The 18,515-nt window shown below is 73.6% G+C and carries 16 protein-coding genes and 1 pseudogene; 3 read left to right on the top strand and 14 right to left on the bottom strand.

The window, feature by feature from the left end; genetic code table 11:
* Positions 1-35 precede the first annotated feature (35 nt).
* The 5 genes and pseudogenes from ACFYR0_RS25445 to ACFYR0_RS25425 form a co-directional block, all read right to left on the bottom strand.
* Positions 36-2,819: a hypothetical protein gene (locus ACFYR0_RS25445; protein ID WP_389332383.1), complete on the bottom strand. Its 2,784-nt coding sequence runs from the start codon at positions 2,817-2,819 to the stop codon at positions 36-38.
* Positions 2,816-3,928, bottom strand: coding sequence for an AAA family ATPase (locus ACFYR0_RS25440; RefSeq protein WP_386385889.1), 1,113 nt, complete (start codon positions 3,926-3,928; stop codon positions 2,816-2,818). The genes ACFYR0_RS25445 and ACFYR0_RS25440 overlap by 4 nt, the downstream gene beginning before the upstream one ends.
* A 61-nt stretch (positions 3,929-3,989) precedes the next feature.
* Positions 3,990-5,507, bottom strand: coding sequence for a VWA domain-containing protein (locus ACFYR0_RS25435; protein ID WP_389332379.1), 1,518 nt, complete (start codon positions 5,505-5,507; stop codon positions 3,990-3,992).
* Entirely contained in the window at positions 5,504-6,880 is a 1,377-nt protein-coding gene (locus ACFYR0_RS25430) for a hypothetical protein (RefSeq protein ID WP_389332628.1), read from the bottom strand. The genes ACFYR0_RS25435 and ACFYR0_RS25430 overlap by 4 nt, the downstream gene beginning before the upstream one ends.
* A 30-nt stretch (positions 6,881-6,910) precedes the next feature.
* Positions 6,911-7,438: pseudogene (locus ACFYR0_RS25425) on the bottom strand (hypothetical protein); the annotation flags it as partial.
* Between the two features lie 248 nt (positions 7,439-7,686).
* Here ACFYR0_RS25425 and ACFYR0_RS25420 point away from each other — a divergent pair.
* The 3 genes from ACFYR0_RS25420 to ACFYR0_RS25410 all read left to right on the top strand — a co-directional run bounded on the left by ACFYR0_RS25420 (position 7,687) and on the right by ACFYR0_RS25410 (position 10,311).
* Positions 7,687-8,250: a TetR/AcrR family transcriptional regulator gene (locus ACFYR0_RS25420; protein WP_389332376.1), complete on the top strand. Its 564-nt coding sequence runs from the start codon at positions 7,687-7,689 to the stop codon at positions 8,248-8,250.
* A 110-nt stretch (positions 8,251-8,360) separates the two neighbouring features.
* Positions 8,361-9,404, top strand: coding sequence for a medium chain dehydrogenase/reductase family protein (locus ACFYR0_RS25415; protein ID WP_389332373.1), 1,044 nt, complete (start codon positions 8,361-8,363; stop codon positions 9,402-9,404).
* Between the two features lie 172 nt (positions 9,405-9,576).
* Positions 9,577-10,311, top strand: a complete 735-nt coding sequence (locus ACFYR0_RS25410; protein WP_389332370.1) for a carbonic anhydrase — start codon at positions 9,577-9,579, stop codon at positions 10,309-10,311.
* Positions 10,312-10,333: 22 nt separating this feature from the next.
* Here ACFYR0_RS25410 and ACFYR0_RS25405 read toward each other — a convergent pair whose 3' ends face one another.
* From ACFYR0_RS25405 to ACFYR0_RS25365, 9 genes are all read right to left on the bottom strand, one after another.
* A complete protein-coding gene (locus tag ACFYR0_RS25405) occupies positions 10,334-10,795 on the bottom strand; it encodes an SRPBCC domain-containing protein (RefSeq protein WP_389332367.1) in 462 nt (153 codons plus the stop codon).
* A 121-nt stretch (positions 10,796-10,916) separates the two neighbouring features.
* Positions 10,917-11,369 (bottom strand): flavodoxin family protein, encoded by a 453-nt coding sequence (locus ACFYR0_RS25400; RefSeq protein WP_389332364.1) that lies wholly within the window; start codon positions 11,367-11,369, stop codon positions 10,917-10,919.
* Between the two features lie 82 nt (positions 11,370-11,451).
* On the bottom strand, positions 11,452-12,231 hold the full coding sequence (locus tag ACFYR0_RS25395) for an SGNH/GDSL hydrolase family protein (RefSeq protein WP_389332361.1): 780 nt from the start codon (positions 12,229-12,231) through the stop codon (positions 11,452-11,454).
* 115 nt (positions 12,232-12,346) lie between these two features.
* Positions 12,347-13,195: an STM4011 family radical SAM protein gene (locus tag ACFYR0_RS25390; RefSeq protein WP_389332358.1), complete on the bottom strand. Its 849-nt coding sequence runs from the start codon at positions 13,193-13,195 to the stop codon at positions 12,347-12,349.
* A gap of 5 nt (positions 13,196-13,200) precedes the next feature.
* Positions 13,201-14,532 carry an STM4012 family radical SAM protein gene (locus ACFYR0_RS25385; protein ID WP_389332355.1) on the bottom strand — a complete coding sequence of 444 codons (1,332 nt, stop codon included), beginning with the start codon at positions 14,530-14,532 and terminating at the stop codon, positions 13,201-13,203.
* A complete protein-coding gene (locus tag ACFYR0_RS25380; protein WP_389332352.1) occupies positions 14,529-15,341 on the bottom strand; it encodes an STM4013/SEN3800 family hydrolase in 813 nt (270 codons plus the stop codon). Before ACFYR0_RS25380 ends, ACFYR0_RS25385 begins: the two co-directional genes overlap by 4 nt.
* Positions 15,342-15,366: 25 nt before the next feature.
* The gene (locus ACFYR0_RS25375; RefSeq protein ID WP_389332349.1) at positions 15,367-16,488 is read right to left on the bottom strand and encodes an STM4014 family protein; all 1,122 of its coding nucleotides are present in this window, start codon (positions 16,486-16,488) and stop codon (positions 15,367-15,369) included.
* 10 nt (positions 16,489-16,498) lie between these two features.
* A complete protein-coding gene (locus ACFYR0_RS25370) occupies positions 16,499-17,452 on the bottom strand; it encodes an STM4015 family protein (protein ID WP_389332346.1) in 954 nt (317 codons plus the stop codon).
* Between the two features lie 6 nt (positions 17,453-17,458).
* Positions 17,459-18,415 (bottom strand): STM4015 family protein, encoded by a 957-nt coding sequence (locus tag ACFYR0_RS25365; RefSeq protein WP_389332343.1) that lies wholly within the window; start codon positions 18,413-18,415, stop codon positions 17,459-17,461.
* Between the last annotated feature and the right edge of the window lie 100 nt (positions 18,416-18,515).

Here is an 18,515-nt window from a genome sequence, read left to right as displayed (position 1 = left end):
GGGCCGGATCGCGACCCTCACGGCAGGGAGCCGCCTCAGGACGCGGTGAGCAGGGCCTCGAGCGCGTTCGCCGTCCCGGGGTGACGGGCGAGGAGCGCCGCGCCCGTGGCCGCGCCCGACTCGTCCCAGGCCCCCTCGCAGCCCAGGAGGGCCGCGAGCGCGTCGCAGGCCGCCGGGTGCGCGGTGAGCAGGGGCAGCGCGGCCGGGCCCGGCGGGCGGCCGGACCCGGGGGCGGCGGCCGGGGCGGGCCGGGCGCGCCACGGCGGTACCCAGCTGTCCAGGTCGTCCAGCCGTCCGGGGTAGATCCGGCCGGCCTCCCGTATCAGCAGCGGGGCCAGCTCGGAACCGCTGGAGCGCAGGCCGGTGATCAGGCTCGGCAGCCAGGGCAGCAGGACCGGGTCGGGGAGCTCGGCGAAGGCGTTGGAGACGGCCTCGACGACGAAGTCGGTCAGCTGCGGCACGGGCTCCAGCGCGTGCAGGAACCCGCTGAGGTAGCGCGGGTAGGCGGGCACGACCAGGGGGTTGCCCAGCAGGGCGGCACAGCGGGCACGCAGTTCCTCGCGGGAGAGCCGGCCCAGGTGGGTCTGGGCCGCCCAGAGCAGGGCCGTCCTGTCCGGCTCCTGCGGATGGGACTGGGCGACGGCCAGTTCGAGCTGGGTACGGTCGCAGCCGAGCGACAGGGCCAGGCTCTCCATGCTGAACAGGAAGCCGAACATGGCCGCGACCTGGCGGACGGTGGCGTCCTCGTCGGTGAACGCGGTCGGCAGCAGCGTGCAGTAGTGCGCGTAGCCGGTCTTGACGAAGGACTCGATCCAGCCGGGGAGCACGGGCTCGCTGGTGCGGTAGTAGGCGAGCAGCCGGCGGACCCGGCGCAGCACCTCCGGTGCCCCGTCCACGCTGCGCTCCTGGGCGAGCACCTCGAGGGCGCGGGTGCCGAGTTCGTCGGCGAGACGGCGGCTGCGCAGATGGAGGATCGCGTCCTCGACGGCCCGGAGCACGGTCGCGGCCGTGGCCTTCGGGTCGTACGCGGTGCGCCGCAGCCGCTGTTCCAGGACCTGTTCGATGCTGACGCCCTCGTAGCCCAGCTCGATGAGGGCGCGTTGGTGGGTGCCCAGGGCGAGGTCCCAGGACTCCTGGATGGGCTTCTCGCCCAGCCGCCGGTCGCCCATGATCGGGCGGGCGGCGCCGTGCGGCATCAGGTACTTCAGGATCCACAGCACGTCGGAGCACTTCGCCAGCCCGGGCTGTGAGGCGATGTCGAGCAGGGCGCGCTGGACGCCGCGCTGCTGGAGCTTGAGGTTGAGCGGGGCGAGACGGTCGTGGACGTCGCGGGCGAGCGGCGGCAGCGCGTCGTAGCCGACCTGGCCGACGCGGTCGCCGCCCATCATGATCTCGACGAGCCTGCGGACGTCGCGCCGGCCGGGCACGCTGTCCTTCTCGATGCAGGTGACGGCCGCGTCCTGGAAGTCGTACGGCGTCGGTCGGGCCCGGTCGCGCATCCCGGCCAGCAGGATGGACGTCTCGAAGACGGCGATGGCGTCGGCCGTCGAGGCGAGGTAGCCGTTGCGGCGGGCGGCGCGCACGATCTCCACCGACCAGCCGAGCAGTTCGGCCTCGTCGAGCGGGTCGAGGACCGGCGGGCGATGCAGGAAGCCGGTCAGCCGGTCGGCGGCCGGGGTGTCCGCCATCGGTGCCGGGGGCGCCGCCGCCCTGGCCGGCTTCTTGGTACCCGCCTGCCCGGCGAGCCGGTACGGCTTGACGCGGGTGCGCTTGAGGTTCTTCGCCCATTCCGTCGCCGCGATCGACACCGAGCCCGCGGCGAGGCCGAACTGCGCCTCGATCGCCGTGTGGCTGGACGGGATCAGTCCGTACTGCCACCTGGTGGCGGTGCGCGGCGAGATCTCGAAGCCGTCGCTGCCGCCGACGCCGAACTCCGCCACACGGCTGGCCGCGTGGAAGGCGCCGCAGACGTACAGGCAGTCGGCGGGGTCGGTGCCGGAGGCGGCGAGGTGCTCGCGCATCCGGGTCCACATGTAGCGCTCGCGGTCCTCGTCGACGCGGACCCGGCGGGAGTCGCCGGGGGCGAGGCGGCGGAACAGGCTGCCGATGAGGAACATCACCTGCCGGTAGGTGTCGTGGTCGCTGTCGCCGAGCGGCAGCTCCACGTACTGGTGCCACCACTCCGACCAGTGCCGCACCTTGCCGTGCCGCAGCAGGTGATCCTCCAGTTCGGCGAACCTGGGGCGCAGGTCGCCGATCTCGACGCCGACGGCGTCGCCGTGGAGCGCGGTCTCCTCCTCGGCCGCCGGCGCGTCCGCGTCGGCGCCGGCCGGGGTGTCCTCCTCGGGCTCCTGCCACTGGAAGACGTGGTCGCTGGAACGGTCGACGAGGACGAGTTCGACGCCGGGCGTGTCCAGGGCGTACGCGACGGCCTGGTACTCGGCGGAGGCCTCGGTGACCGGCGCGACGACCGACAGCGGGGCCCAGTCGGCGGGGAAGCCGTCGAGCTCGGTGGCGAAGGCCTGCACCGCCACCGGCAGGCGGCAGTTGCGCAGTTCGGTGAGCAGCGGGGCCATGTCCTCGCACAGCTCCAGGTACACCACCTTGGGCTGCTTCTCGCGCAGCCGGCGGGCCATGGCGAGGGCGGAGGCGGGTGAGTGATGGCAGACCGGGAAGATCTCCAGGGGTTCGCGGACGGCCCGGTCGACGTCGTCGACCATGCCGAGGAGGATGCCCTCCAGGGCGCGGGGCCCGTCGGCGAACGTCGTGGCGGCCTGCTCCAGCTGGGCGCGCAGCGCCGTGAAGGTGGCCTCGCTCATGACAGGGTCGCGATCGCGTCGCGGCCGCCCTCCAGGAACTCCGGCCAGGATCCGCCCTCTTCCTTGCTGCGCGGCTCGACCACGCCGTGCAGGTACTTGTTGAGGATGGCCAGGTCCTCCGGTTCCCGCCGGGCGAGCGATCCGACGAGGGAGGAGGCGAGGGTGTGCGCGGTCAGGGTGCGCTCGCCGAAGAAGTTGCTGTGCAGGATGGCGTCCTCCAGGACGCCGATCTGCTCGGCGGTGGACAGGGCGGACTCCAGCTTCTCGTCGTCGCCCGCGGCCGCGGCGGAGGAGGCCCGCAGGTCGGCGAAGCTCTGGAGCAGGACGTCCAGCAGGGTGGGCGGCACGTCCAGCTCGATCCGGTGGCGGCGCAGCAGTTCCTCGGTGCGGAAGCGGACGATCTCCGCCTCGGCCTTCTTGTTGCTGACCACGGGGATGCGGACGAAGTTGAAGCGGCGCTTGAGGGCGCTCGACAGGTCGTTGACGCCCCGGTCGCGGCTGTTGGCGGTGGCGATGACCGAGAAGCCCGGCTTGGCGAAAACGATGTTGTCGCTGTCGAGTTCGGGCACGGAGATGTACTTCTCCGACAGGATCGAGATCAGTGCGTCCTGCACGTCGCTGGTGGAGCGGGTGAGCTCCTCGAAGCGGCCGATCGCGCCGCCCTCCATGGCGGTCATGATCGGCGAGGGGATCATCGACTCGCGGGACTGGCCCTTGGCGATCACCATCGAGACGTTCCACGAGTACTTGATGTGGTCCTCGGTGGTGCCCGCGGTGCCCTGCACGACCAGGGTGGAGTTCCGGCTGATCGCCGCGGCCAGCAGCTCGGCCAGCCAGCTCTTGCCGGTGCCGGGGTCCCCGATGAGCAGCAGTCCGCGGTCGGAGGCGAGGGTGACGATGGAACGCTCGACGAAGCTGCGGTCGCCGAACCACTTCTGCGAGATCTCGCGGTCCAGGCCGTCGGCACGCTCGGAGCCGAGGATGAACAGACGGACCATCTTGGGCGACAGGCGCCAGGAGAACGGCTTGGGGCCGTCGTCGACCGACTCCAGCCAGTCCAGCTCCTCGGCGTACTTGAGCTCGGCGGGGGCGCGCAACAGGTCGGACATGGGGTGGCCTTTCGTCACAGGGGCGGTGCGTGGTGAGGGGTGTGCCGGTGCCGCGGCGGCACTAGGCGAGGAACGTCTTGAGTTCCTGGACGAGCTTGCGGATGTGCCCGGATATCACCGGGGTGCCCTGGTCCTTGAACCGCTCGCGGAACCAGGGGTTGACGCTGCCGCGCCCGGAGCTGGTCACCGAGCCGACGGGGATGAACTTCACGCCGGAGCGGTGCAGGCCGGCCATCGACTCGAAGAGCTGCTCACCGCGCCACTCGTAGAAGTCGGAGATCCACACCACGACGGTGTTGCGCGGTTCGGCGACCTTCGGCTGGGCGAGGGCCATGGCGACGGTGCCGTCGGTGCCGCCGCCGAGGTTGGTGCGCAGCAGCGTCTCGAACGGGTCGTGCACCCACGGGGTGAGGTCGAGCGCCTGTGTGTCGTACGCGATGAGGTGGACGTCCACCTTCGGCAGCCCGGCGAAGATGGACGCCAGGATGGTGCAGTTGACCATGGAGTCGACCATCGAGCCCGACTGGTCGACGACCACGACCAGCCGCTGGGGCGTGGTCTTGCGGGCGGTGTGCCGGTAGTAGAGGCGGTCGACGTAGAGCCGCTCCTCCTCCGGGCTCCAGTTGGTGAGGTTCTTCCAGATCGTGCGGTCGAGGTCGAGGTTGCGGAACACCCGTTTGGGCGGCACCGAGCGGTCCAGCGGGCCCACGGTGCTCTTCTCGACCTGGGTGCGCAGCACTTGGGCGACGTCGTCGACGAAGCGCCGGATCAGCGCCTTGGCGTTGGCGAGGGCGACGCCGGAGAGGTTGTTCTTGTCGCGCAGCAGTTGCTCGATCAGCGACATGCTCGGGGTGAGCTTCGCGGCGAGCTGCGGGTCGGCGAGGACCTCGCGCAGGTGCATGCGCTTGACGAGGTCGGCCTCGATGGCGCCGAGTTCGGGCCCGATCTCCGGGATCAGCTGGCTCAGGTCGGGGGTGTGGCCGCCGCCGCCCGTGCCGGTGGGGCCGGCGCCCGCGCCGGAGGCGCCCAGTGCGCCGGGGCGGCGTCCCGCGCTCCGGCCGCCGCGCAGTTCGCCCGGCTTGCAGCCGAGGGCCCGCTCCAGCCAGTCGGCGTCGGCCTGCCAGCGGGCGAGCTGTCCCGCGGTGACCGTGCCGGAGCCGCTGTCGAACACGTTCAGCAGCACCTTCGACACCAGTGCCGCGCGGCGTACCTCGGCGGCGCGGTCGCGGTCGCCGTCCTCCTGCTCCGGGATCATCAGGCCGTCGAACTCCCCGGCCAGGTCCGGGTGTCGCTGTACGAGGGAGTCGACGGAGGTCTGCGGGTCGAGCAGCGCGGCCGGCAGGCCGATGTCCTCGACGACGGCGAGGCTCGCCGACTCCAGGGTCTGCTGCTCCTCGCGGTCGAACAGCCGGGCCAGCAGGCGCCAGTAGAGCACCTGGCGGCGGTTGTCGTGGGCGTCGGGGGCGGCGGGGGCGGCGGGGGCGGCGTCCGCGGGCTGCCCGGCGGTGGTCGCGGCCGGGGCGTGTTCCGCGCCGGGCCCGGTCCCGGTCGTCTCCTGGGCGGTCGTGGGCTCGGTCATTTCCGCAGCAGCCTTCCGGCGCGCTCGCGCAGCACCTTCACGGCGTCGGTGGCCGCCTTCTCGGCCCTGACCCCGTTCTTGTCGGTGGTGCCGCCGGCCCAGGCACCCGCGTGCAGGACGACGGTCTTCTTCCGTACGGTCGTCTCCACGGCGAGCGGCTGGACGGTGAAGGTGCCGTCGTCCCAGCGCAGCAGGCCGATGCAGGCGGTGGAGGCGGCGACGGCCTCGGGGGTGAGCGGTCCGGCGGTGGGGATGCGGTCGGTGTCCACGGTGAGCGGGCCCGAGGGCAGGTCGAACACCGTGGTCCCGCCGTCGGTCCGGGGCGCGTAGCCCTCCAGGAAGACGGGGACGGCGAGCCGGGCCGGGTGGCGGTCCAGCGGCGCGGTGGCCGCGACGGCGGCGGTGGGCAGGGCGACCCGGGCGGTGGCGAAGGCGTCGGCGGCCTCGCCCGGGCGGGCGTGCTCCTCGCTCCAGATCAGGTCGCCCTCCGCGGTGACCGGCATGGAGTCGAGGTCCATCGCGCGGCCCTCGCCCAGGGCGGCCAGCAGGGACATGTGGGGCCGCAGCAGCTGCCAGACGCCGGCCTCGACGACCGTGTCGGGCTTGGGCACGGAGACGGCCGCGCGCAGCAGCCGGGGCGCGGTGCCGTCCGCGGGTTCGAGGACCGCGTGGACCTGGGCCTGGACCGCGGTGGCGTGTTCGTGCAGGTCCACGCCGAGCGGCAGCAGTCGCCCGGTGGCCGTGGCGGGAGCGGGAGCGTCGGTGGCGCCGGGCAGGGCGAGCAGCAGGGCCCGTGCCCACAGGTCGCCCCAGCGGCGGGCCGGGACCCGCTCCAGCGAGGCACCCGGGCAGGAGGCGGCGAGTTCGGCGGCGAAGCCGTCGAGGAGGGTGGCGAGGCGGCGCAGCGAGGTGTCCGGGAGCATCGCGGAGACGATCGGGGCCGCGCCCGAGACCAGGTCGTGGTCGATGCCCCGCCAGCCCGCGCGGGCCAGGTCGGACAGCCAGGAGCGGGCCGCGGCCAGGAGGTTGGGCGTCTGGTCCGCACCCGGCGCGGCGGGGCCGGCGGGGTCGTGAGGGGTGCGTCGGGTCAGCTCCTCGGCGTGTGCGGCGAGGGCGTCGTGGGCGGCGCCGAGCAGCGCGGAACGGGCGGCGGCCAGGGCGACGAAGTGGTCCTCGCCCGCGCTGCCGGCCGCCGCCTTCCCGGCCGCCTCGGCGACCCGCGCGGCCAGTGGGCTGCCCGCGACGGCGTCGGCGAGTCCGGTCAGCCCGGCCGTCCGGTCGGCGCGGGGCCGCAGCAGTCCCGCGGTGAGCATGCCGTCGAAGGCGTCGACCGCGGCGAGCGCCTCGTCGAGGCCGTCGACCGGCGCGGCCATCGGACCGGCGGCCTCGATGCCGCTCCCGGGCGCCTGTCCGCGGGTGGGCGGGAACCAGTGCATCTCCGGCAACGGCCCGGTGCCCGGCCCCAGTTCCAGGTAGGCCAGATGGCGCAGGAAGCGGCTGAAGACGGGGGCCGCCGCGGCCTTGCCGTCGGCCGCCGCGGGCCGCGTGGCGGTCATCGCCTGGGCGAGGGAGGCCGCGGTCGGCTCGTCGTCGCCGAGGTCGACGCGCAGATAGCGGGCGACGCGCTCGGGGCCGTACTGGAGCGCCGCCTCGGTGATCAGCGCCCGGATGTGGTTGCAGAACGAGCTGCGGGCGCCGCCGCAGGGGCGGTTGTTGTTGGTGCTGCACGCGAACGCGTACGTCGCGGCCGCCACCGAGGACACGTAGACCCGTTCGATGTCCGAGCCGCTGGACACCACGCCTTGCAGTCGTCCGTCGGCCAGTTCGACGAACGGCACCTTGGCGAGCTTGCGCGGCCGGGCGGGACGCACCACCCGGGCCGTGCTCGACTTCTCCCAGTCGGACAACCCATCATCTCCTTCGCAGCGCATGCCACTTGAGCACGCGAAATCTCACGTGCCGACACCTTCCGGCGGGAACACGACCGAACATAGCGGCGCCCACTGACAAAGCGATCTCCCGGCGGCCCGTCCCCGTGCCCGCTCCACCGCGAGGCGCCGCGATCTCCCGGCCGCCCGCCCTCGTGCCCGCGGCAAGGCGACGTGCCACGACTCCCGACGGCCCGGCTCTCCATGAAGAGTGGTTGACGAGTTACAGGTGTGAGTGATTGAGTAGTCACATGAAGACGGAAGCACGGAGACTGTCCACCGCCGAGGAGCGCCGGGAGACGGTGCTGCGCACCGCGATCGGGGCGTTCGCCGCCCGGGGCTACTTCGGGACCACCACCGGCGAGGTGGCGAAGGCGGCCGGCATCTCGCAGGCGTACGTCTACCGCCTCTTCCCGAACAAGGAGGCACTGTTCACCGCGGTCGTCGAGCACTGCTTCGTGCGGGTGCGGGCGGCCCTGGAGCGCGGCGCCGCCGAGGCCCGTGGCAGCAGCCCGGAGGCCGTGCTGGACTCGATGGGCGATGCCTACGCCCGCCTGATCAGCGACAACGACCTCATGCTCGTGCAACTGCACGCCCAGGCGGCAGCGGTCTCCGAGCCGGCCGTCCGCGAGGCGGTGCGCACCGGGTACGCCCGCACCGTGGAGTACGTCCGCGGCGCCTCGGGCGGCGGCGAGGAGCAGATCCAGCAGTTCTTCGCCGTGGGGATGCTGTGCCACCTGCTCGTCTCGATCGACGCCGAGGCCGTCGACGCCCCCTGGACACGCACCCTCACGGCGGGCATCACGCACTACTGACGGCAGGGCGACCCCCGGTCCCTCACGGCACCGAAGGTCGCCCTCTCTCGGCACACGAGAGTGAGTGGTCAACCACACAATACCGTCACCACACGACACAAGGAGTTGTCATGCGAGCGACCGAGATCGTCCTCCCCGCCGTCGGCGAGCCCGAGACCCTTCAGGTGCGGGTGCGCGAGCTGCCCCGGCCCGGCCTCGGGCAGGCCCTGGTCCGGGTCGAGGCCAGCGGAGTCACCTTCGCCGAGCAGCAGATGCGGCGCGGCAAGTACTACGACATGCCCGCCTTCCCCTTCGTCCCCGGCTACGACCTCGTCGGCGTGATCGAGGAACTGGGCCCGCAGGCGCCGGGCGCGATCCCCCTGGCCGCCGGGCAGCGCGTGGCCGCGCTGACGAAGACCGGCGGCTGGGCCGACCGCGTCCTGCTGGAGGCCGCCGACCTGGTTCCGGTGCCCGACGGGGTGCCGGCCGCCGAGGCGGAGACGCTGGTCACCAACGGCGCGACCGCCTGGCGGATGCTCCACCGCACGGCCCGGGTCCGGGCCGGTGACACGGTCGTGGTGCACGGCGCCAACGGCGGTGTCGGCAGCGTCCTGGTCCAGCTGGCCCGCGCCGCCGGGGTCACCGTCATCGGCACCGCCTCCGCCCGCAACCAGGAGGCGGTCGCGGCACTCGGCGCCGTACCGGTCGACTACCGCGGCGACCTCCTCGCCCGCGTCCGCGAACTGGCTCCCGACGGGGTGGCCGCCGTGTTCGACCACGTCGGCGGCAAGGGCGTCAAGGACTCCTGGCGGATGCTCGCCCCCGGCGGCACCCTCGTCTCCTACGGCAGTGCCTCCACCCGCGACCGGGCGGGCAGCGGCATGGTCACCGTGCTCGGGCTCCTCGCCCGCCTCACACTCTGGAACGTCCTGCCCAACGGCCGCGGCGCCCACTTCTTCAACCTCTGGGCGGGCAAGGCCCGCAGGGCCGACAGGTTCCGGACCGAACTGCGCGAGGACCTCACCGGGATCTTCACCCTCCTCGGCAGCGGAACGGTCCGGGCGACGATCGACCGCGTCTACCCCCTCCACGAGGCGGCCGCCGCGCTGCGGCACGCCGAGTCGGGCACGGCCGTCGGCAAGGTCGTGATCGTCCCGGACGCGCCGGTCGCCTGATGTGACGTCAACTACCGCTCATCACAAGTGAGATGAGGATGGGAGCCGGGTATGGGCGCGGAAACGATCCGCCCAAGGGCGGTTCAACACCCGATCACGGTTCGCCCACGCCACGTCATCGTTCGGCAAGGGAAGCCGGAGAGCCGACGACGCGGCCGTACGTTCGAACGCCGTGACCTACGACGCCACCTCCCCCACCCCGCCCGCCTCCCCCGCCTCTCCGGCCCGGCGCGCGCTGCTGTGGGCCGGGCTGACGGGGGCCGCCGCGCTCACCGTCACCGCGCCCGCCCAGGCGGCCGGGCGGACACCCGCCGGGCCGCGTCCGGAGACCCCCGCGCAGGCGCTGCGCGCCCTGGCCGCGGGGAACCTGCGCTGGCGCACCTACCGGGAACGGCACCCCGACGAGACCCCGGCGGTACGCCACGCGCTGACGAAGGGGCAGCATCCGTTCGCCGTGATACTCGGCTGCGTGGACTCGAGGGTGCCGCCGGAACTGGTGTTCGACCAGGGCCTCGGGGACCTGCTGACCGTGCGGGCGGCCGGGGAGGTGCTGGACGAGGCCGTGCTCGGGAGCATCGCGTACGGGGTGCTGGAGCTCGGCATACCGCTGGTGACGGTGCTCGGGCACCAGTCGTGCGGCGCGGTGCGGGCGGCCGTGGAGGCCGAGCGGACCGGGGAACCGCTGCCGGACCACATCCAGTACCTGGCCGACCAGATCCGCCCCGCCATCGACCACACCACGGAGGGCGACGCCCGGGTCGACGCGACGATCGACGCCCAGGTGCGGCTGGTCCGCTCGCGCCTGGCCGCGGTGCCCGATCTCGCCGCGAGGGTCGCGCAGGGGCGGCTCGCGGTGGTGGGCGCGCGGTACGAGCTGACCAGCCAGCTGGTCCACCGGGTGGACTGACCGGCGGCGGGAGCGCCTCGGCTCAGGACGTCTCGACGAGCGCGGCGAGGTTGGCCAGGGCCATGCGTGCGCCGGTCTCGTTGTCGGCCGGCGGCACCACGTCGGGGACACCCTCGTGCACCATGACGACCTCGGTGCCGCCGCCCTCGCACGCGGTGAGCGTGGTCGTCATGGTCATCGTGCCGCGCAGCGCCGGGTCGTCGGTCTCGAACTCGAGTTCCTCCACCACCAGACGGTCCTGCTCCAGCCGTACGAACCGGCCGTGGTAGGTGTCGGTGCGGGCACCCGACTTGCCGGTGGCGCCGGGGAGTCGGTAGGTGAGCGACACCCGGAAGCGGCCGCCCTCCCTGGCGTCGAACTCGTGGACCCGGCCGCTCATCCCGTCCGGCACCCGCCAGCGTCCGACCGCGTCCGCGTCGAGCAGCGCGCGGTAGACGGCGGCGGGCGGGGCGTTCACATGCCGGGACGTGCGGGTCACGTACATGGGATCAGCCTAGGGTCCTTCTGATGAACCTCCGCGGCGTCGTGGAGATCCGTCAGAAGGGCCCTGGGGTGTCACGAGCGTCTCGCCCGCCCCGTGGCGTCCGGACGCACGGAGGGACGCGTCACTCCATGAGCCCCGCGGCGAGCACGGCCCCCAGTTCCCAGCAGGCCTGGAGGTCGTCCTTGGACGGTTCGCCGGTCACGGTCACGGCATCAGCGGCGCGGCGCCAGCCCAGGCCGGTGGTGATCGCCTCGACGGCCCGTACGGCCCCGGTCACGTCGTTCCCGCCGTGCACGTAGTACCCGAACGGCCGGCCGCGCGTCTCGTCCAGGCAGGGGTAGTAGACCTGGTCGAGGAAATGCTTGAGGGCGCCGGAGATGTAGCCCAGGTTCGCGGGCGTGCCCAGCAGATACGCGTCCGCCTCGAGCACGTCCGACGCGGTCGCGGACAGCGCAGACCGCCGTACGACCCGTACGTCCTCGATCCCCGGGGCCGTCGCGCCCGAGACGACGGCCTCGAACATCGCCTGGCAGTTCGGGGAGGGCGTGTGATGAACGATCAGCAAGGTGGCCACGCCCCGAACCCTGCCCCGCCCCGGCCCCCGCGCGCAACCACCGCCGGACACGGTGCCCCGGTGCTGCCCCGCTCCCGGCCGGTCAGCCCGCCGCGACCGGCGCCAGCTCCGGCCGCTTCGCGCTGCGCCCGTCCCCCGAGGAGCGTCCCCGCAGGCGGCGGCCCAGCCAGGGGCCGAGGAAGGAGGCCGCCCAGCGGACCTCGGCGGCGACGGCGTGCCGGCCGGCCGGTGCCGGCGGGCCGACGGGCAGCGCCTCGGTCCACGCGGTGTCGCTGCCGGGCACGTCCAGGGCGTGGGCCATGGCCGCGGCGATACGGTCGTGGCCCAGCGGGCTGGCGTGCAGGCGGTCCTGGCTCCAGAGCCGGGGGTCGGCGGCGACCGGCACGACGGCGGTGTCGGCCACGATGACGTCGTGGCGGCGGGCGGCCTCGCGGATGCCGGCGTTCAGGGCGGTCACCCGAGGGGCCAGGCCCCGGGCCAGGGGGCTGATGCGGGAGGGATCCGGGAAGGTCAGGGTGGCCACCTGCGCGCCCTGTGCCGTGAGCGCGGCGAACATCGCCTCCAGATGACCCACCACCTCGTCCGGGTCGAAGCGCGGGCGCAGCAGGTCGTTCACCCCGGCGAGGACCGTGGCCAGGTCCGGGCGCAGGGCGAGGGCGGGGGCGAGCTGCCCGGCGCGGACCTGTCCCGCGAGGCGGCCCCGGACGGCGAGGTTGGCGTAGTGCAGGCCGGGGTTGTGGCGGGCGAGCCGCTCGGCGAGGCGGTCGGCCCAGCCGCGCAGCCCGGTGAGGTCGTCGCCGTCCCCGACGCCCTCGGTCTGGCTGTCCCCCAGGGCGACGTAGCGGGTGTACGGGGCGGTCATGAGGTGTCGCCTTCCTTGCCGTGCGCGGCGCTCCCGGCGGGCCGCCGTCACGTCTGCCGGACCTCCGGAGACGCCTCATGATACTCATCTAGTTGAATAGCTCCAGAGAAGATTATTAGATTCCGCTCGCCGGTATCCGCTCCAGCACTCCGCCCGCGAAGACGTCGTACAGCGGGAGCGTCTCCAGGTGGATGTAGCCGATGTGGCAGTCGCACACGGCCAGCGGGCAGGCGCGGGGCCGCAGAGCCTCGCGGTAGGAGCCGTCGTAGAGGTTGCCGAGCTCGGCGGGCACGAAGTGGCAGCGGCGGACCGTGCCGTCGCCGTCCACGGAGATCACCGACTCGCCGGTGCGGCAGGGCAGCCCCGCACTGGCGTGCGGACGGCGGCTGTACGGGAAGAGCGGGTCCAGGTCGGTCCAGAGGCGGGCCGCGGCGTCGTCGTAGAGGTGGCCCTCGGCGGCGTTGACCCAGAGGTACACGTGCTCGGGCAGGTCGGCGCGCAGCCGTCGGGCGTGCTCCAGATGCTCGGGCAGCCCGACGATCCCGACGCTGAACCGGACGCCGGCCCCGGCCAGTTCACGGCACTTGGCCAGGAAACGGTCGTACGGCGTCTGGCCCGGGTGGTACGTGCACCACAGGGCGAGGGTGCCGAGGTCGGCCTCGGCGAGCCAGTCGGTGCGGCAGCTCAGGTTGGTCTGGATGGCGACCCGGCGCACATGGGGAAGGCGGGACAGCCCGGTGAGGGCGCGCCGGTACCAGGAGCGGACCAGGCCCTCGCCCCAGGGTGTGAACAGGACCGACAGCCGGTCACCGGTCTGTCCCTCGGCCCATCCGGCGAAGCGCTCCAGACAGGCCCGGTCCGTGCGCAGCCGCTCCGGAGAGTCGCGCCGCTTGGCGAACGGGCAGTACGGGCAGTCGTAGTCGCAGGACGCCAGCGGCCCGCGGTAGAGCAGGGTCAGGTCCATCGCCGTTACTTCCGCTCGTAGGCGGCCATCGCCGCGCTCACGGCCGGGGAGAACAGCTCGGGACCGATCGCGTCGGAGTGCGCGAGGCCCTCCGGGGTGAGGCGCAGTACGGGCCCGTCCGGGTCCGTCAGCCAGCCGCGGGCGGCGAACCGCTCCAGCTCGGCGCCGAAGCCGTCCCACGGCAGCTGTCCGAAGCGGTTCCGGAAGTCGGCGGTGTCGAGGCCCTCGGCCTGGAGCAGCGACTGGAGCAGATGTCTGCGCCGGGCCTCGTCCGGGTCCATCCGCCGGCCGTACTCGGCGTGCGCGAAGTCCGCGGCCGGGCGGGCCACGTAGTCGTCGATGATGCCGCGTATCTCGTGCATGCCGACGGCGTAGTCGAAGGAGTAGTGCAGACCGGCCGTGTAGGAGCGGGCGCCGCAGCCGAGGCCGATCATGCCGTCGGTCTGGCAGGCGTAGTCGTCGGCGCCCTGGGGCGGGGCGTCCGCGCGGCGGAACATCCGCATGGACTGCTGGGTGTAGCCGTGGGCGAGGAGGTGGTCCCGGCCGAGGCGGTACAGACGCAGCCGCTGGGCGTCCCAGGCCGGGTCGTGGTCGCCGGCGCGACGGCCGAGTCCGGTCAGGGGGCGGATGTAGAGCGGGTAGAGGTAGAGCTCCTCGGGCCGCCAGGCGAGCGCCGCGTCCAGGGACCTCAGCCAGCTGTCCCCGGTCTGGCCGTCGATGCCGTAGATCAGGTCGATGTTGAGGACTGGCAGGCCCGCGTCCCGGACACGGCCGAGCGCGGCCTCGACGTCGGCGCGGCGCTGCGGTCTCACCGCGGACCGGGCCTCGGTGTCGTCGAAGCTCTGTACGCCGAGGCTGAGCCGGGTGGCGCCGCGTTCGGCGAGGACGGCGAGCCTGTCGGCGGTGGCGGTGGCGGGCGAGGCCTCCACCGACAGGGGGACGGCCCCGAGGCCGGCGCCCATGCGGTGCTCGGCGATGTCGCACAGCCGCTCCAGCTCGGCGGCGGTGAGGAAGGTGGGCGTGCCGCCACCGAAGGCCGCGGTGGCGAACCGGACCGGCTCCCGCTCGCCCAGCGCCTCCCGTACGGTCGTCGCCTGCCTCTCCAGGGCGTCGAGGTAGGCGCCGGTGAGGCCGTCCGGGGCGCCGATGCGGGTGAACAGGTTGCAGAAGCCGCAGCGGACCTCGCAGAACGGGATGTGCAGATAGAGGGAGAGCGCGTCCTTGGGCTCCGCGTCCCACAGGTCGCGCAGCAGGGGGCGGTCGGGCAGCTTCCGGTAGGCGGTCTTGTGCGGGTAGGCGTAGACGTAGCTCTGGTACGGGCGGACGGGCTCGGTCATCCGGCGGCCCCCGCCTCGAGGAAGAAGTGGGCGTACGGCACGGTCCACACGGACTCGTGGCCGATGCGGTGGCCGGTGTAGCCGTCGTCGCCGTAGGCGGTGCCGTGGTCGGAGCAGACGATGGCGAAGGCGGGACGTCTGCTGCTCACGGCGGCGAAGAGACGGCCGATGTGCCGGTCGACGTACTCCAGGGCGGCCGCGTGCGTCTCGCGGGAGTCGCCCGCCTCTTCGGTGGCGCCGGGCAGATGGAACCAGTTGGGCTGGTGCAGGGCGGCCACGTTGACGAACAGGAACAGCTTCTGTTCCTCGGGCAGTCCGCGTACGACCTCCTCGGCTCGGGTGACCTGGGCCTCGAAGGAGGTGGGCGAGGTGACGCCGAACTCCGGCTCCCAGTGGGACTCCTGGAACAGGCCGGGGAGCACGGAGCCGAGCGGGCCCTGCTGGTTGAAGAAGCCGACACCGCCGAGGCAGACCGTGCGGTAGCCGTCCGCGGCCAGCGCGGAGACCAGGTCGGGGGTGTCGTAGGTGTACGTCCGCTCGGCCGTGGTCTCGCTGCCCGCGAAGCTCGCCGCGAACAGCCGCGGGTGCCGGCCGGGGGCGGCCGGGGTGGGCAGGAACCCGGCGAAGATCGCCTGGTGGGAGGCGTAGGTGAAGCTGCCGGGCGCGTGCCGCCGCTCCCAGCGGCCGCCGGGCAGACAGCGGGCGAGGTTGGGGATGCGCCCGGCCTCGGCGAGCTCGGCGGCCACGTCGTGGCGGAGGGTGTCGAGGGTGACCAGGAGCAGGTCGTGGCTGCCGACGATCTCGTTCATGTCGAGGGGTGTGTCGGCCCGGGGTTCAGGCGCCGGCATGGGCGGGTTCCGTTCTGTGCGGGTGGTGCGGTGCGCGGCGCCGTACGAGGGCGGCGAGCTGCGCGGCGTACGTGTCGAGGCCCTCGGCGCCGCTGCCGGGCAGGCCGGTCAGCCGGGGCAGCAGATCGCCGAAGGCGTTGACCTCGGCGACGGCGGCGCGGCGCCAGCCGGTGGCGGGCAGCAGGTCGACGCCGACGCACAGGGTGCGCGGGAAGCAGGCGGCGGCTCGCTCGCACACCTCCAGCACGTCGGCCCAGCGGGCGCCGGCCTCCTCGAAGGACCGCCGGGCCAGGGCGAGATCGCCCCGGCTGCCGCCGAGGTGGAGGTTGGTCATGGGCGAGGAGCTGGTGCGCACGACCGCGTGGGTGGCACGGCCGTCCACCACGAGGACCCGCAGGTCGGCGGCCCGGCCGCCCTGGGAGGCCTTGGGCAGCCAGCGCTCCAGGTGCAGTCCGTCCGGGGCGAGAGCGTCGACGACGGCCGCGATGTCCCGCTCCCGGTCGTAGCGGCGCACCTTGAGGGAGTTGAACAGGGCGCCCCCGTCGGTCAGCTCGACCGAGGTGGTGGCCCTGATCCGGCCGCTCGCCGCCGACTCGACGGCCAGCACCCCGGACCCCGAGGAGCCGTGCGCGAGTTTCACGAACAGCCGTGGCATGCGGTGCTCGCGCATCAGCGCGCGGACGTCGTCCCAGCCGCGCACGGGCGCGCCCGACGGGCCGGAGGTGGGCGAGTACGGCACGGGGACGCCCGCGGCGCTCAGGACCCCGTGGCAGAGCCGTTTGTCGAACAGCACCGCGAGTTCGTCGGGGTCGTCGAGGCGGATGCCGCCGCGCAGCGAGCGCACGGCCCCCAGGAAGGCGGTGTGCCAGCGCGCCGAGCCCTCGACCCGGGTGGGGTCCTCGGCGCCGCGCAGCAGCCGGTCGACGTCCGCGTTCTCCCCGGGCGAGTCGAGCCGTACGGTCTCCTCGGGCGCGAAGTCGGCGCCGCCCTCGCTCAGCACGCGTGCCCACGGCACGACACGGGGCGCGGGCAGACCGGCCGCCAGCATCGCGTCGGCGAACAGTGTCACCCGCCGGTTCCCGGGGTTGCCGACGACGGCGACGCGCACCTGGCCGCCGTCATTCGCCGACGGCGACAAAGCGGGCCTCCGGGTCGTGGGTCGACCGCCGGGACGGTGTCAGGGAGAGCCGTACCCCGTGGGGTTCCAGACTCCGGCGCAGGCGGTCGGTGAGCTCTTCGGAGATGAAGTGGTGGTCGAGGTTCAGCGACCGCAGGTGGGTGAGCGGCTGCCCGGCGAGCAGCGCGGCGGCGCCCTCGTCGCCGAGGGTGCCCATGCTCAGGTCGAGGTGCTCCAGTCCGGCGACGACGGGCGCCGCGGCCAGGGCCGCGGCGATGTCGTCCTGGATGTCGCTGTTCCGCAGGCCGAGACGGCGCAGCCGGGGGCAGCGGGCGAGTCCGGTCAGCAGCGGGGCGACGTCCTCGGCCGTGCACTCGCCGCCGTACCAGGTCGTGCCGAGCCACAGTTCGAGGCGCTCCAGGGCGGGGAACTCGCAGGCGCCCAGGGCCCGTACGGGCTCGGCCGGCAGTCCGCCGGACTCGATCCGCAGGTCGCGCAGCCCTTCGTGCCGCAGCGGTTCGACCGTGAGGTCCTCACCGCCGCGCACACCGAGCTCACGCAGACCGGGCCAGGCCCGCAGCACCCGGGTGACCTCGCCCTGCGGGATCCAGGAGATCTCCATCTCCTCGGACACCAGGTCGCCCAGGAACACGCCCCGCAGACGGGGCAGGCGCCCGGCGTCGGCGGTGATCAGCTCGAGCACCTGGTCGATGCCGCTCGGGTCGTAGTCCTCCCACCAGGGCCCGAGGACCAGGGCGGTGACGTCCTCGCCGGACACCTGGTCCAGGAAGCGCCGCCAGATCGGTTCGAAGGGGAGGTCGCCCTCGGTGGTGATCCGCCAGGCCACCGAGGCGGCACCGGGCAGCGGGCGGTCGCCGGGCACCTCCTCGGGCGGGAAGGTGTGGACGGGCAGGCCGTGGAAGTCCCGGAGAGGGGACGGGTAGTAACGCGGCACGGCGTGTCACTCCCCCACGGCCACGTAGCGCCAGACGGTGCCGTCGTCGTCCTCGTCGGCGTCGGCGTCGTCCTCGTCGAGGTCGAGCTCGACACCGGCCGGTTCCAGGGTCTCGCGCAGGCGGTCCTTCAGGGGGCCGCTGATGTAGTTGTGGTGCAGGTCGAGCTGCTTGAGGTGGGTGAGCGGCTGGCCTCCGAGGAGGGCCGCGGCGCCCTCGTCGGTCAGGACGCCCATCGACAGGTCGAGCACCTCCAGACGGGCCACCACCGGGGCGGAGGCGGCGGCCGCGGCGATCCCGTCCTGGATCTCGCTGTTGCGCAGGGCCAGATGACGCAGGCTCGGAAGGCGGCCGCCGGACAGCAGGGGTTCCAGGTCGGACACCTCGGTGTCGGCGCCGTACTCGGAGGTGCCGAGCCACAGGTCGAGGTGGACCAGCGCGGGCAGGTCGCTCGCGCCGACCGCGCGCACGAAGGCGGCCGGCATGCCGCCCGTCTCGGCTGTGAGCTTCCTCAGCCGCTCGTGGCGCAGGCCGCTCAGGCCGAGGCCGCTGCCGCCGCGCACCCCGAACTCCTCCAGCTCCGGGAAGCCGGTCAGCAGTGCGGTGACATCGGTCTGGTTGATCCAGGAGATCTCGCACTCCTCGAAGACCATGTCGCCGAGGAACAGCGCCCGCAGCGCGGGCAGCCGGTCACGGGCGGCCAGCAGCGCGGCCACGACGGCCGAGGGGTCGGTGTCGTACGCCTCCCGCCAGGCGCCGACGATCAGCGCGCGGACCCCGGTGGTGTCGACCTGGGCGCAGAAGCGCTCGAAGGCCGCCTCCCACTCCTCGTCGGCGTCGTACACGTCGCTGGTGACCCTCCAGGCCACGGCGTCGGCCGCGGGCAGCTTCGCCTCCTCGTCCGGCCCGGGGAAGGTGAACGCGGGCAGGCCGTACAGCTCCCGCAAGTGCTCGCCGATGGTCATGCGCGCTGCTCCTGACGTGATGGACGGGATCCGTGGTGCGCCAGCAGTTGTATCAACCGGCACCGACAGCGCGGGCCGCGGGCCCGGGGCCGGGGCCGGG

Origin of the sequence: Streptomyces sp. NPDC005017 (assembly GCF_042873115.1) — a bacterium.
Classification (GTDB): Bacteria; Actinomycetota; Actinomycetes; order Streptomycetales; family Streptomycetaceae; genus Streptomyces.
The sequence above is the reverse complement of the archived record's forward strand: the minus strand, read 5'-3'. Positions and strand labels throughout refer to the sequence as shown.